14 protein-coding genes are annotated in these 12,935 nt (G+C 60.3%); 4 read left to right on the top strand and 10 right to left on the bottom strand.

Annotated elements, in window-relative coordinates; translation table 11 throughout:
* Positions 1–108: 108 nt before the first annotated feature.
* The 6 genes from ACZYUB_RS08135 to ACZYUB_RS08110 all read right to left on the bottom strand — a co-directional run bounded on the left by ACZYUB_RS08135 (position 109) and on the right by ACZYUB_RS08110 (position 4,269).
* Positions 109–642, bottom strand: coding sequence for a DUF1523 family protein (locus tag ACZYUB_RS08135; RefSeq protein ID WP_463947000.1), 534 nt, complete (start codon positions 640–642; stop codon positions 109–111).
* Positions 643–755: 113 nt separating this feature from the next.
* Positions 756–1,190 (bottom strand): Holliday junction resolvase RuvX, encoded by a 435-nt coding sequence (ruvX, locus tag ACZYUB_RS08130; RefSeq protein WP_463946998.1) that lies wholly within the window; start codon positions 1,188–1,190, stop codon positions 756–758.
* A gap of 20 nt (positions 1,191–1,210) precedes the next feature.
* Positions 1,211–1,765, bottom strand: coding sequence for a YqgE/AlgH family protein (locus ACZYUB_RS08125; protein ID WP_463946996.1), 555 nt, complete (start codon positions 1,763–1,765; stop codon positions 1,211–1,213).
* 95 nt (positions 1,766–1,860) lie between these two features.
* Complete coding sequence (gene gshB / locus ACZYUB_RS08120; protein ID WP_463946995.1) at positions 1,861–2,820, bottom strand: glutathione synthase; 960 nt, start codon at positions 2,818–2,820, stop codon at positions 1,861–1,863.
* A 13-nt stretch (positions 2,821–2,833) separates the two neighbouring features.
* The gene (gene rsmE, locus ACZYUB_RS08115; protein WP_463946993.1) at positions 2,834–3,565 is read right to left on the bottom strand and encodes a 16S rRNA (uracil(1498)-N(3))-methyltransferase; all 732 of its coding nucleotides are present in this window, start codon (positions 3,563–3,565) and stop codon (positions 2,834–2,836) included.
* Positions 3,565–4,269 carry an endonuclease gene (locus ACZYUB_RS08110; RefSeq protein WP_463947189.1) on the bottom strand — a complete coding sequence of 235 codons (705 nt, stop codon included), beginning with the start codon at positions 4,267–4,269 and terminating at the stop codon, positions 3,565–3,567. The genes rsmE and ACZYUB_RS08110 overlap by 1 nt, the downstream gene beginning before the upstream one ends.
* Positions 4,270–4,463: 194 nt before the next feature.
* On the opposite strand from ACZYUB_RS08110, the gene ACZYUB_RS08105 reads away from it, so the two are divergent.
* Positions 4,464–5,288 (top strand): DUF5718 family protein, encoded by an 825-nt coding sequence (locus ACZYUB_RS08105; RefSeq protein ID WP_463946992.1) that lies wholly within the window; start codon positions 4,464–4,466, stop codon positions 5,286–5,288.
* 234 nt (positions 5,289–5,522) lie between these two features.
* On the opposite strand, the gene ACZYUB_RS08100 is transcribed toward ACZYUB_RS08105, so the two are convergent.
* Both ACZYUB_RS08100 and ACZYUB_RS08095 read right to left on the bottom strand, forming a co-directional pair.
* The gene (locus ACZYUB_RS08100; protein WP_463946990.1) at positions 5,523–7,562 is read right to left on the bottom strand and encodes a BCCT family transporter; all 2,040 of its coding nucleotides are present in this window, start codon (positions 7,560–7,562) and stop codon (positions 5,523–5,525) included.
* A gap of 190 nt (positions 7,563–7,752) precedes the next feature.
* Positions 7,753–8,247, bottom strand: a complete 495-nt coding sequence (locus ACZYUB_RS08095; RefSeq protein WP_463947187.1) for a SprT family zinc-dependent metalloprotease — start codon at positions 8,245–8,247, stop codon at positions 7,753–7,755.
* A gap of 635 nt (positions 8,248–8,882) precedes the next feature.
* Here ACZYUB_RS08095 and ACZYUB_RS08090 point away from each other — a divergent pair.
* On the top strand, positions 8,883–9,398 hold the full coding sequence (locus ACZYUB_RS08090; RefSeq protein WP_463946988.1) for a DUF1543 domain-containing protein: 516 nt from the start codon (positions 8,883–8,885) through the stop codon (positions 9,396–9,398).
* Between the two features lie 174 nt (positions 9,399–9,572).
* On the opposite strand, the gene ACZYUB_RS08085 is transcribed toward ACZYUB_RS08090, so the two are convergent.
* Both ACZYUB_RS08085 and ACZYUB_RS08080 read right to left on the bottom strand, forming a co-directional pair.
* Complete coding sequence (locus tag ACZYUB_RS08085) at positions 9,573–10,046, bottom strand: hypothetical protein (RefSeq protein ID WP_463946987.1); 474 nt, start codon at positions 10,044–10,046, stop codon at positions 9,573–9,575.
* A 389-nt stretch (positions 10,047–10,435) separates the two neighbouring features.
* On the bottom strand, positions 10,436–10,867 hold the full coding sequence (locus ACZYUB_RS08080) for a PACE efflux transporter (protein WP_463946986.1): 432 nt from the start codon (positions 10,865–10,867) through the stop codon (positions 10,436–10,438).
* Between the two features lie 97 nt (positions 10,868–10,964).
* On the opposite strand from ACZYUB_RS08080, the gene ACZYUB_RS08075 reads away from it, so the two are divergent.
* Both ACZYUB_RS08075 and ACZYUB_RS08070 read left to right on the top strand, forming a co-directional pair.
* Positions 10,965–11,846 (top strand): LysR family transcriptional regulator, encoded by an 882-nt coding sequence (locus ACZYUB_RS08075; protein WP_463946985.1) that lies wholly within the window; start codon positions 10,965–10,967, stop codon positions 11,844–11,846.
* 218 nt (positions 11,847–12,064) lie between these two features.
* Positions 12,065–12,862 (top strand): YwqG family protein, encoded by a 798-nt coding sequence (locus ACZYUB_RS08070; RefSeq protein WP_463947185.1) that lies wholly within the window; start codon positions 12,065–12,067, stop codon positions 12,860–12,862.
* Positions 12,863–12,935: the final 73 nt, after the last annotated feature.

Below are 12,935 nucleotides of genomic sequence, written 5' to 3'. Positions count from 1 at the left end.
CCTGAGCGACAGTCCAGCGCTGTTCCTGACGCGTGGGCAGTGGCTCTGCCATAGCATGAAGCCGCTGATCAGCGGCTTCATGGGGTTTGCTGGTGCTGCGTGCTGTTATCAGCCCGCTAGCTCTTTTTTGTCGAAGTAACGGCTCAGGAATAACGCCACATAGCCGAGCCCGGCGGCCCAGAGCAGGAACCAGAACCAGCGGAAGAAGGTAAAGGTCGATGCATCGGGCGTGTCGACTACCTCGATATGGGTGACATTCGGGAACTGCGACAGCATGTTGATGCGCCAGCCGTAGGAGGTGATCCGCGCCAGCTTCTTCTCGAACTCCAGCGTCTTGGCCTTGGCTTGCACATCGGCGGAGTCAAATTTGAAGTAGAACGGAAAGCTCCAGCGGGTATCTTCGTTGCGGAACACCCGCACCTTCTCGCCATCCTGAGCTGTGTAGATGTAATAAACATCCATGGTCGGACCGTCCGCCGGATTTTCCTTGCCGATGGGCCCATCTTTGTCGACCCGTTTGACTTCGACACCCGTGATGGTGGCGATGCTCTTCTCTGGCAGATAAAAATCCAGCCACAGACCGGAGATCAGAGTGATCAGGCCGAGAGCGCCAAAGGTAATTTTTTTCAGGTTTGAGCTCATGATGACTCCTGTAAAGGCCGAATCCGCGCCAGATAGGCTTGATAGTAGCGTCAGATGGGGCAGCCGTCAGCTCTCTTCTGCTGCGGGTGGCTCACAATCGGCAACGGTCGCCCCTAGTCGCCGTATTGGCTTTCCATCCAGGCCTCGAGGATCAGCAGCGCGGAAATACCATCCACCATGCCTTTTTCCAGGGCGCGGTAGCCACCGCGTTCGAACAACCGGGCGCGGGCATCCGTGGTGGTCAGCCGTTCATCTTGCAGATCCACCACCACACCGAAGCGGCCATGTATCCGGTTGGCAAACTTGCGCGCACGCTGGGTGAGCGGCTGTTCGGTGCCATCCATATTCAGCGGCAGGCCTACGATCACCCGATCCGGCTGCCACTCCTGCAGCAACTTGTCGATCTCCTCCCAGTTGGGCACGCCATCGTTGGCCTTGAGGGCGCGCAGTGGCTGGGCGGAGCCGGTGATCTCCTGGCCGATGGCGACGCCTATGCTGCGGGTACCGAAATCAAATCCCAGCAGGGTGCGTTGTCCTGGCTGTTTCATGGCCGATCCTTGTTCATGGGTTAGGCGTGTCCGGCTTGCGGCGCGACGCGCCAGATATCGATGCCCATGGCATGGGTGGCGGCCAGCCATTTATCTTGCCACGGGGTGTTAAACAGCAGCTCTGTGGTGGCGGGCAGAGTCAGCCAGCTGTTATCCAGTAGCTCCTGCTCCAACTGGCCAGCTTCCCAACCGGCATAGCCGAGGGCCACCAGGAACTGCTCCGGTGCGTTCCCGGTGGCCAGCTCCTTGAGAATATCCAGCGAGGTGGTAATCATCAGATCGTCGGTCAGTTGCAGCGAACTGTGCAGGCCCAAGCGCGGGGTGTGTAACACGAATCCCCGATCGGTATTCACAGGGCCACCGGCCAACACCGGCTGGCTCGAGAGCTCCAGCTTGACATCCTCGATCTTCATCTGGGTCAGCAGGTGGTGCAAATCCATATCCAGCGGCACCGTCAGGGTCAGCCCCATGGCGCCCTTGGCGTTATGCTCGCAGACGTAGATCACCGAACGGGCGAAGAAATTATCCTCCATGGTCGGCATGGCAATCAGAAGATGGTTTTGTAGATAACTCATCCGGTAGCTTTTCTCCAATGCTGGCGTGCGGGGCCGGGTCTGTGGCCCCGCACGCGATCCGGTGGTGACTGCGTCACCACCGTGTGTTCGACCTGTTACCCGGCCGCCGCTTCCAGACGCCGCTCGATGGCATCCATCAGCAGGCCCGTGATGCTGACCGGGAATACCGCTTCGATCTCGCGAATACAGGTCGGGCTGGTGACGTTAATTTCGGTCAGCCGGTCGCCGATAATATCCAGTCCGACAAAGATCAGCCCTTTTTCCTTGAGCTTGGGACCGACGGCGCGGGCAATGGCCCAGTCGCTGTCGCTCAGCGGGCGCGGCTCACCGCGACCACCGGCGGCCAGATTGCCTCGGGTCTCGCCCTGGGCCGGGATCCGCGCCAGGCAGTAGGGCACCGGTTCGCCATCGATGACCAGCACCCGCTTGTCGCCGTCCTTGATCGCCGGCAGATAGGTTTGTGCCATACAAAACCGGCTGCCGTGTTCGGTCAGGGTTTCGATGATGACACCGACGTTGGGATCATCGGCCTTCAAGCGGAAGATCGAGGCGCCGCCCATGCCATCCAGGGGCTTGAGGATCACATCCTGATGCAACTGGTGGAAGGCGCGCAGCTTGGCGGCTGAGCGGGTGACCAGCGTGGTTGGCGTGTGTTCGGCAAACCAGGCGGTGAAGAGTTTTTCATTGGCATCGCGCAAGCTTTGCGGCTTGTTGACGATGAGCACGCCCTGCTCTTCGGCGCGCTCGAGCATGTAGGTGGCGTAGATAAATTCGGTATCGAAGGGGGGATCCTTGCGCATCAATATCACATCCAGCTCGGCCAACGGCTGATCCAGCTGTTCGCCGAATTCGAACCAGCTCTCGCTGTTATCCCAGACACTCAGGGTGCGCATGGTGGCAAAGGCTTCGCCCTGCTCCATGTAGAGGTCATCCATCTCCATGTAATAGAGCTCGTAACCCCGACGCTGTGCCTCCAGCAACATGGCAAAGCTGGAGTCTTTCTTGATTTTGATGGACTGAATCGGGTCCATCACTATGCCCAGTTTAATGGCCATTGCTTAAGTATCCTTATGCCAGATCGCCGAAGCGACATTGTAATGCGGTGATGGCCGTCAGACCGGCGGTTTCAGTGCGCAGTACCCGGGGGCCCAGCAGCATATCGGCAAAGCCGTGCTCGCGGGCCTGCTCGATTTCCGCCGCCGAGAGGCCGCCTTCCGGGCCAATCAGCAGCCGGATGCCATGGCTCGGCTCAGGCAGGGTATTGATGCTGTACGGCGCGCGCGGGTGCAGATTGAGCTTGAGCTCGGTGGTCGGCTCGGCCAGCCAGGCTGCCAACTCCATGGCCGGACGTATCTCGGGGATGCGATTGCGGCCACACTGTTCACAGGCGCTGATGGCAATCTTCTGCCACTGTTCGAGCTTCTTGTCCAGTCGTTCACCGCTGAGTTTGACCCCGCAGCGCTCGGAAAACAGCGGCGTGATGACGTTGACGCCGAGCTCGACCGATTTCTGGATGGTGAATTCCATCTTGTCGCCCCGGCTGATCACCTGGCCAAAATGGATGGCCAGCGGTGACTCCACCTCGACCGGATCCAGCTCGCCCAGTTGGACCTGGACCTGCTTCTTACCGACCGCCTGGATGGTGGCCGGATACTGGCCGCCCCGGCCATCGAACAGCACCAGCTCTTGCCCGGCCTGCATGCGCAACACGCGGCCGATATGGTTGGCGCCATCCTCGCTCAGATCCAGCAACGCATGACTGGAGAGGGGACCTGGCTCATAAATTCGTGGCACTCGCATCAGTGACACTGCTCCTCGACAAAGGGGTTGTGGTTGCCTTGCGCCCGGGCGATCAGGGCATCGCGCTGACATTCCCAGGGGGTGACCGGATAACTGCGGTTCCAGGCGGTAAAGAGTCTGAGCTGTTGCTCGGCAATGCGCAGCTTATACTGCTGCGCCATATAAAGGTAGGTGCGGGCGATGGCGCCCCGGCTGCCAACCGGCGGTTGTACCCGTTTACCGGCAAAGTCCACTACCATGCTGCACTGGCCATATTGACCCGGCTTGGCGCCCCACTCGGAGTAGCGGAAGTTGGCGCGATCGCCATTCACCTCGCCGATGGCGGGGACCAGATTGTGCATGTCGCCCTCCATCAGGGCGAACACCTCATCGTTGGCGACGCAATTCTTGCGGCCGCCCTGCTGCCAGCACTGACGCTGGTGGCCAAATTCCCAGGCCGGCACTATGTGCTCCCACTCGATGCGGCTGGCGCGGGCGGCCTGCTTGCGCGGCTCGTAGCCACAGCTGTCCCAATCCGGGGTCATTTTCTTGCCCTGATAACGGATGGTGCAGCCGCAATAGAAGCTGGGCTGCTGCGGGTTGGCCTTGTAGATCTGCAGCAGGGCTTTTTTGGCTTCGACAAAGGTCTTCGGCTCGCCGTCGGCGGCGGCAGCCGGGATCGCAGCCAGCAGCGACAACAGGGCCAGAGTGGACAAAACGCGAATTGGATGACGGCGTGGCATGGGATCTCTCGGCGGACAACGACAACCGGCGTACCTGTCAGCGCTGACAGGTCGCCACGGAGGGCTAAGAATACCATCCGCCGGGGAGAAGAAAAGGGCTGCGCGGTTGACGCCCGTGCCACAGCGGCTAGACTCGGACACTCATTCATGCGTAGCCAGCAAGGCAAGGAGTCGCAATGTCCTATCGTTCCGTCATCGGTCTGGGTGTGGCCGGAAATTTCGCCGGTCACTTGGAGCAAGCTGGCGAGGCCCGTGATTTTGTCGCGGTCAAGGTCAAGGAGGCCATAGCGCCGAAGGCCATTTTTCCCTTCTATCTTCCCGAGGGCGCCGGTGGTTTTCTGGCGACCTATCCCCTGAGCCATGAGGCGATCCGTTTCCCGCAAGGGGCGGACAATCTGCAGATCGAGCCGGAAGTGGGGCTGTTGTGTGATATCGGCTATCACGATGGACGGGTGGTCAGCCTGACGCCGCGGGCCTTCGGTGCCTATAACGACTGCTCCATCCGCAAGGAAGGGGCGCGCAAGATTTCGGAGAAGAAGAACTGGGGCGCCGCCAGCAAGGGCATAGCCGCCGAGTTGCTGCCGCTGGATCATCTGCAACCGGGTGGCGTGCTGGATGGCTACCGCATCGCCAGTTTCCTGCTGCGCGACGGCCAGTGCCACGCCTATGGCGTTGACAGTGCCGTGGTGGATTACAGCTATTTCCACCACACCCTGCTCGACTGGATCATCGAGAAGATGAACGAGCAGGCCGATGAGGGCCCGGCCGAAGATATCGCCGCCCTGCTCAAGGCCAGTGGCTATCCGGCGCAGGCGCTGATTTCGATTGGTGCGACCCGCTATACCCCGTTTGGCGAGAGCCATTTCCTGCGGGTTGGCGATCACAGCGTGGTGGTGCTCTACCCGGCGGATCGCTACGATGCCGCGACCATAGCCCAGCGTGTGGCAAGCGGGCAGTTGCAGGGCGAAGGGCTATCGGTGCTGGTGCAGCAGGTGATCTGAGTCTCTCGACGGTAACCGACATCCAACAATAAGGCCGGGAAATCCCGGCCTTATTGTTGGCTCTGTGTCAGTTCGGTGTCGCGCTGGCGTCTGTGCGAGCCGCAGACACGTCGTGAACCCATCCCTGGGGACTCGATGGTGGCATCCCTGCCACCAACGGTCTGCTTTTCGCCCAGACGCCATCCCTCTTGATTCCCAACCGCTAACTGGGAGTTAGCCTTTATGTTGTGGCGGCTACTCGGTGGGCGGCAGCGGAGGCGTGCTGTGCTCCGGTGCCGAGTTGAGCAGCTCGGTGCTGTCACTCTGGATCAGGCTGAGGTAGCGCTCGTAGTGACGCAATACATCGGCGCTGATCTCGTCCCGGGTCAGATACTGGATGTCATATCCGGCGCGGCCATCGGCAAAGAAGGTCATCGCCTCGTAGAGCCGCAGGTTCTGATCGCCGCTATGGGCCGCCGCCAGCGGATTGAAGGCGGGAAGCGGTCTGGACTCCAGACGCACGCCGTAATAGAAGTCCCGGCGCCCCTGCTGGGGGATCACCAGCGCACATTGCTGGGCATCGGTCTGTTCAACCCGACTGTTCAAGCCCCGCTCGTTGAGCTCGCTGCTGACACTGTGTAGTGCCGGTAAGGCGGTCCGCTCCAGGAAGTTCAGCGCCTCGCGCGGGCCGGTATGACGTACCAGGCGATCCAGCCGGGTTCGCCAGTGCTTGCCATTCCAGAAGTCGGAGGCGGGCGAGAGGCGGCGGGTCGAATGGGCCTTATCGGCCTGCAATCCCCGATACAGGCTGTAGCACAGCAATAACATGATGCCGGTGAAGGGCAACGCCGCGATCAGGGTCATGGATTGCAGGGCGGCCAATCCTCCGGTCGCCATCAGGATGCTCGCCGTCAGCCCCAGCAACAGGGCCCAGAACAGCCGCTGCCAGACCGGCGAGCGTTCGTGGCCCAGGGTGGCGATATTGTCGATGACGAAGGCCCCGGAGTCGGCGGAGGTGACAAAGAAGATGGTGATCAAGAGCACCGCCAGGGCCGAGGTGAGGTCCGAGCCCGGCAGCAGATCGAAAAAGTTAAACAGCAGGGCATCCACATTGCTGGCAGTGGCCGCGAGCTCGGCGTGGCCGCCTTGCAGTGTCATCCAGATGGCGCTGTTGCCAAACACCGTCATCCACAGCAGGTTGAAGGCGGTGGGAACGAACAGCACGCCGAGGATAAATTCGCGCAGGGTACGGCCGCGGGAAATACGGGCGATAAACAGGCCGACAAACGGCGACCAGGAGATCCACCAGGCCCAGTAGAGCAGGGTCCAGTTCCCAAACCAGCCCTGCTGATTGGGTTCGGAATAGGTAAAGGTGCGGAAGGTCAGCTCGGTCAGTTGCGACACATAGTTGCCGATATTTTCCGACAGCGCCCCCAGGATAAATTCGGTCGGGCCGGCGAACAGCACGAACAGCAGCAGGGTGACCGCCAGCAGCAGGTTGAGCTCGGAGAGGCGGCGCACCCCCTTGTTGAGCCCGGAGACGGCGGAGATCCCGGCCAGTGCGATGACAGCCCCAATCAGCCCGAAGCGGAACAGATCGCCCGAGGTATCCAGCCCGGTCAGGCGGGTGATCCCGGCCGAGAGTTGCAGCACGCCATAGCCTAAGGTGGTGGCGATGCCGAAGATGGTGCCGACCAGGGCAAACACATCCACGGCATGGCCAATCGGCCCATGGATGCGATCCTTGAAGATGGGATAGAGGCCGGAGCGGATGGTCAGCGGCAGGTTATAGCGAAAGCCGAAGTAGGCCAGTACCAGACCGACGATGGCGTAGATGGCCCAGGCGTGGAATCCCCAGTGGAAGAAGGTGGTGACCATGGCCTCACGGGCGGCCTCCGGCGTCGAGGCGGCGGCCTGGGGCGGCGCCAGAAAATGCATCATCGGCTCGCCAACGCCGAAATACATCAAGCCAATGCCCATACCGGCGGCGAATAGCATCGCCAGCCAAGAGGTAAAACTGAACTCGGGGCGGGCATCATCGGGGCCGAGGCGGATCTTGCCGTAATCGCTGATGGCTAATACCAGCAGCAGGATCAGAAACAGGCCGACCGCCAGCACATAGAACCAGCTGAAGTGCTGGGTGATCCAGCTTTGGCCGGCGCCAAAGAAGCGGGCCGCCGCCTCGGGGGCGAGCGAGCAGGTCAGCAACAGCAGACCAATCAGGATCAGGCTGGGGATCAGGATGGGGAACGACAGGGTACAGCGCGGTGCTGTCGAGGGTGATGGAGTAGTCACAATAAGCTCCTTTTGACGTGACGATAGCGAGATCATGGCCACGGGTTCATGACAAGAAGAATTCGGGGTGTCAGAACGACACAAGACTCCTAATGGGTGCAAAAGGGAAGGATCTTGCTTCTTTTTTGTGCGCCTGTCGCTTCGGTTATTACTGGTTCAGGGTTCGACGCCTGACTCATGAGAGTCTTTTTTAGGCGTTTGGGGCAGGTGATGAGTGGCTGGCTTCGGTGAGTGGTTGCCCACAATGGCGGCACAGGTAGCGGCTCTGGCCGCGCTGCACCTTGTTATGCCGACGCAGGCTCAACTGATGGCGCTGGCAGGCGCATTGATAGGCAAACAGCGGCCCCTGCAAGCTGCTGATATCCAGCTGGTGGGTGACACGGGGCGCCAAGCCGAACACCTGCCGCATCATGGCCTGCCAGGCTCTGCCATGGGGCGCGACCCGGCCATGGCGGGCAAAGACCAGCAGATGGGCCAGCTCATGGGCGATCACCTCGTGCAGGAATAGCGCCTGGTTCTCGACCAGCAACACCGGATTCAGACGGATTTCCCAGCGCTGCAGATGGGCGGTGCCTGCCGCCTTGCCGCGCTGGGTGTAACTGAGTTGCGGACGCGGCCAGCTCTGCTGCAAGGCTTGTTCGGCTTGCTCAAGCCGCTGGCTCAGCGCTGCTTCGCAGCGCGCCATCAGCTGCGGATCCAGCGATACGCCGCTGCTGCGCCTTCGGGGCTGAGCTGCCGGTGGCTTGGGTGCTTGTGGCTGCGCCGCCGGGACCGGCTCTGGAGCTCTGAGCCGCTCGCTCAGGCGTTTGAACAGACTCATGGGACTTTTGGATGCCAAGGCTTAGGGGGAGGTTTTGGCTATGATGCGATGCCACCGCCACGCTGGCAACTCGCGGCAGCGCTGGGCGGGAAAAATCGTGGCGCCGGAAAAAAAGAACCCCGCAGCGCGGGGTAGGCAAAATGAAGGTTGCAGCATCAACATAATCAGCCTCGCATGGAGATGTTACCGGCCGATGACAGGCCGCAAGACCCGCCATGGAATTCTTGGCTCCCGGCATCACCCCGGCGTACTATCGGGCGCCTGCTGTCAATGAACGGCTCTATCCCGGTTATCTGTTGTGAATCAATAGGGGTGGAGTCTGGACGAAAAGCAGACCGTTGGCGGCAGGGATGTATTTATGGCGTGTCTGCGTTCGTCCTGACTCCTGGCTGCGGCATAGCGGCTTGATGCCGGATTTTGAGCCGAACAACGCTTAACCGGAACAGAGCCAATGAAAAGTCCTGAATTAGAAACCTGCCCTGTGCTGATAAGGAGGCGAGATGCCCGAGCTGTATCTGTTTTATGTCGGTGGCAATGCCGGAAAATCGAATATCGAAGTCCATGATATCCAGTTTGTGGTGGCCGAGAGCGTGGAGGCGGCGATCCCCCATCTGCAGGCCGCCTGGTTTGGCGATGCGGACAAGTTGCACCTGGATGGCTACCAAATCGTGCGCTGGGTCGGCGGCTATGATGTGCAGTTGCAGCCCACACGCTCGGCCGCGGCGCAGAAGCTCTACTTCGTCAATGTCGGTGGCTACAGCCCCCATATCCTGGCGGAGTTACATGACTTCGGGCTGTTTGTCGCCACCGATGCCGCTGGAGCCAAACAACAGGCGTTGGCCTCCTTGCTGGTGGGCTCGACCCAGCAGCACAAGGACAATCTCAAGGACGTGGATAACCAGCTGCTGCTGGATGAGTTGCAGGGCTTCCATATTCATCTCGAACCTAATCCCCATGGCCAGCCGGATCCGATCCTCTGGCAGGGCTATCGGCCCATAGGTCGCAAAACCAGCTAGCGCTGGATGGCGCTCCGCCCCGGATCCAGCTCTCTATCCTCGATAAGGGGCTGGATACGGGGCGGATCAGCTCAGGATGCGGGTACGGCAGGCGTCGTGGCGCTGGCTGCCGATGCACTGCCAAGCAGAGACTCATGATGGGCGCGCCACCTATGTCGGGCGAGCATCAGCGCTTTATGATGACTGGCGAGGATGATGGCTTTTGATACGTAGACAATCCTCCTGGTTGCTATTGTCTGCATTCCGGCAATTTAATACCGGGCTCCGCTGGCTGGTATTTATTTTGGCCTGTACGCATTCATCTTTGTGTTGATTCGCCGCATTGCTGCAATCCACGACGTTATTATTATTCTGCATATTTACTTTCGCCCGCACGCATTCATCTTTATGTTGATTGGCGGCATTGCTGCAATCCACTACATCATTATTGTTCTGCACATTTATTTTGGCGCGTACGCATTCATCTTTATGTTGATTGGCCGCATTCGTGCAATCCACGACGTTATTATTCTGCACATTTATCTTGGTGCGCACGCATTCATCTTTATGTTGATTCGCTGCATTGCTGCAGTCCACAGCGGCCATGGCCATGCCACTAACACAGAAACTCAATGCAGAAAACAGTGCCAACATATGTTTATTCATCATGATTAACCCTCGGTTCAGCTTTAATTATTTATGGGTGGGGATAAACCCCTGTGTATTTAATGCCGAACAAAGGGTGGCATAGCGGATATTCAATCATCAATCTAAATAGAGCGTTCTTTACAATAACTTTCAATTTAAAATAACCATAATAAATGCATATAAATATAAGATTTAAATCACTGATTTATATTAGTTAAAAAGATATAGAAAGCTGACTGGATGCTGAATCAATAGAGTATTTAGCAAATCAGCGGAAATATAAGGCGCATGATATTGGCCGCTCGCCGCGGATCTTGTGCCGCCCTATTTTCCGCTGCGGCGGCTGTCAGTCGAGGTGCCTGTCAGCCGTAGTATCCGTCAGTCGCAGGGCCTGTCAGCCGCAGCTCCCGTTAGCCACGGACGGGAGCGGGGAGCGGAAACAGGCGGTCGTAGGCCAGGTTGTAGCCGAAGGCATAGACCACAAAGAACAGCGAGAAGCCGATATCCAGCCACAACGCCTGCCACAACGAGATGCCCAGCCACAGCGCGGTCAGCGGCAGAGCGACCAGCAGTAAGCCCAACTCGAACAGCAGCGCATGCAGCACCCGCTCGATAAGGCGCTTCTCCAATCGCCCCAGCTGACGCAGCATCCAGTGATCAACCAGCAGGTTGTAGAGGTAGTTCCAGCCCGTCGCCAGCAAGGACAAGCCGATGGCCAGGGGCCCCAGATGGTCCGCCGGTTGGCCGGTAAAAAGACTGAACAAGGGGATCGAGATGAGCAGCCCCAGCACCTCGAAACCCAGGGTATGCCGCAAACGGTCGGCACCGGTACGCATCTTCATTCTATGTGGCTCCTGTCCGCACAATAGGCTTGATAGGGGACAATCTATATGATTAATAGGAGGGAACCAAGTTAGTAGCTATCAGGAAATCAGATAGATGAAACTGTCATTGGAGAGTCTGCAACTGCTGGTGGCGGCCGCGGATAGCGGCTCCTTCTCGGCGGCCGCCCGTGTGTTCGGCAAGGCGCAATCGGCGGTCAGTACCGCGATTGCCAATCTGGAGATCGACTTGGGGCTGACCCTGTTTGACCGCAGTGGCCGTCTGCCGCGCCTGACCCTGGCTGGCGAGCGTATGGTGGCCGAGGCGCGCGCCCTGCTGGCGCAACAGGGGCAACTGCAGGCGGTGGCGGCTGAACTCGCGGCCGGGGTCGAGGCGCGACTGACCCTGGCCATCGATGATGACGCCCTGCTGCCTTGGCTGGCGCCGGTGCTGGAGCAGCTGGCCGGGCGCTATCCCTCTCTGGAGCTGGAGCTGTTGTTCCCGACTATGGAGGATCTGAGCGAAATGCTGCTAAGTGGCAGGGCCCAGCTCGGTATTGGCTATCAGGGCATCGAGACTGCGCCAGCCTTGGCGCATTTTGGACTGGGGCAGATGGCCATGCCGCTGGTGGTCTCCGCCGCGCATCCCCTGGCGCAACTGGCGGCACCTGCACTGGCGGATCTGGGGCGCTATCGCCAACTGCTGGTCACCGGCCGCCAGCCGGGGGGCGAGCGGGAGCGCTTCCGGCTATCGACCACCATCTGGTGGGCGGAAGGGGATCTGAGTGTGCTGGAGCTGGTCAAACGCGGCCTGGGCTGGGCCGCAGTACCCGCCTTCTTGCTGACCGATGCGCTGGCTCGCGGCGAAGTGGTCTGCCTGGCCGATGGCGCTCTCCCGCCCATACCCGAGCTCGCCATCGAACTGCTATGGCCCAGCGCTCGCCCGCTAGGCCCCGCTGCCCAATGGCTGCGTCAGGCGCTGCAAGCCCATCGCCTGTAAGTCGCGGGCTTGTGCGACCTAGTGGCTGGCGGTGCGGGTAGCTGGCGGTTGCTGGCGGCACTGGCGGTTGGCGGGGCCGCTTCCGGTGTAAACGCGGGCTTTTTCGCCCCGGCGTTCTGGTCTGCTCCAGCACTTTGCGCTACCTTGGCCGCCATGGTGCCGAAGATGGCTGCCGGACGGTTCCGGGCAGAGCAGGCGCCCCATGAGGCAGATAAGTGATGACAACCCACGACGAGATGCAGCAGGTACTCGCGGATCTGGCGGCCCACGGCCTGCCCGCCGTTTCGATCACCCCGCTGGCACAGGCACCGGCCCGTGCCACCAGTAGCAAATTTGGCGGCCAGCCCTGGTGGCCGCGTACGTTACCCTACCCACAGACTGCCGCAGGTGCGCCCCTGTCGCTGCTGGCCCAGTTCAATCTGGCCGAGTTGCCGCCGTTGCCGTTGTGGCCGCGTCAGGGGTTGCTGCAGTTTTTCCTCGCCCAAGATGAGAGCTATGGCCTGGATTTCGAGCGCCCGCTGGAGCAGGTGCTGGCCAGCCCCGATGGCTACCGGGTGGTCTTCCATCCGGCCTGTGACGGCGAGGCGCTGAGTGCGGCTGAGCTGCCGACGCCGCCGGTCGAGTCGTTGCTGCCGCTGGCGGGGGAATATGCGCTGCGCTTTGCGGCCGTGAGCGATCTGCCGGCCCCCAGTGACTACCGCTTCGAGGCCATAGCCCAGGAGATGGATAACCTCGATGACGATCTCATCGATAAGCTGTTTGATGCGGGCCTGGGTACCGGCAGCAAGCTGGGGGGCTACGCCTATTTCACCCAGGAAGATCCACGGCCATACGCCAAGACCCAGCTGCAGAGCCAGCAGCCCTGGCAGCTGTTATTCCAGATGGACACCCATGACGAAGACAATGGCGTCTGGATCATGTGGGGGGATTGCGGAGTCGGGAATTTCTTTATCGAGCCGGAGCGGCTGGCGGCAGGGGATTTTTCGCGGGTTTGGTATAACTGGGATTGTTGCTAGTTGGTTTGCGGGCCGCATTCCGTGCGGCTCCTGTGTCGCCCCACGCTGCGGGCGACGTCGTCTCCGTAGGTCC

It is taken from the genome of Pseudaeromonas sp. HNCC25DJ182, from assembly GCF_055413365.1.
The sequence above is the reverse complement of the archived record's forward strand: the minus strand, read 5'-3'. Positions and strand labels throughout refer to the sequence as shown.

Coding starts and splice junctions, on each gene's coding strand:
- ACZYUB_RS08135 (WP_463947000.1), bottom strand. CDS start 642: ATGAGCTCAAACCTGAAAAAAATTACCTTTGGCGCTCTCGGCCTGATC.
- ruvX (WP_463946998.1), bottom strand. CDS start 1,190: ATGAAACAGCCAGGACAACGCACCCTGCTGGGATTTGATTTCGGTACC.
- ACZYUB_RS08125 (WP_463946996.1), bottom strand. CDS start 1,765: ATGAGTTATCTACAAAACCATCTTCTGATTGCCATGCCGACCATGGAG.
- gshB (WP_463946995.1), bottom strand. CDS start 2,820: ATGGCCATTAAACTGGGCATAGTGATGGACCCGATTCAGTCCATCAAA.
- rsmE (WP_463946993.1), bottom strand. CDS start 3,565: ATGCGAGTGCCACGAATTTATGAGCCAGGTCCCCTCTCCAGTCATGCG.
- ACZYUB_RS08105 (WP_463946992.1), top strand. CDS start 4,464: ATGTCCTATCGTTCCGTCATCGGTCTGGGTGTGGCCGGAAATTTCGCC.
- ACZYUB_RS08095 (WP_463947187.1), bottom strand. CDS start 8,247: ATGGCGCGCTGCGAAGCAGCGCTGAGCCAGCGGCTTGAGCAAGCCGAA.
- ACZYUB_RS08090 (WP_463946988.1), top strand. CDS start 8,883: ATGCCCGAGCTGTATCTGTTTTATGTCGGTGGCAATGCCGGAAAATCG.
- ACZYUB_RS08085 (WP_463946987.1), bottom strand. CDS start 10,046: ATGATGAATAAACATATGTTGGCACTGTTTTCTGCATTGAGTTTCTGT.
- ACZYUB_RS08080 (WP_463946986.1), bottom strand. CDS start 10,867: ATGAAGATGCGTACCGGTGCCGACCGTTTGCGGCATACCCTGGGTTTC.
- ACZYUB_RS08075 (WP_463946985.1), top strand. CDS start 10,965: ATGAAACTGTCATTGGAGAGTCTGCAACTGCTGGTGGCGGCCGCGGAT.
- ACZYUB_RS08070 (WP_463947185.1), top strand. CDS start 12,065: ATGACAACCCACGACGAGATGCAGCAGGTACTCGCGGATCTGGCGGCC.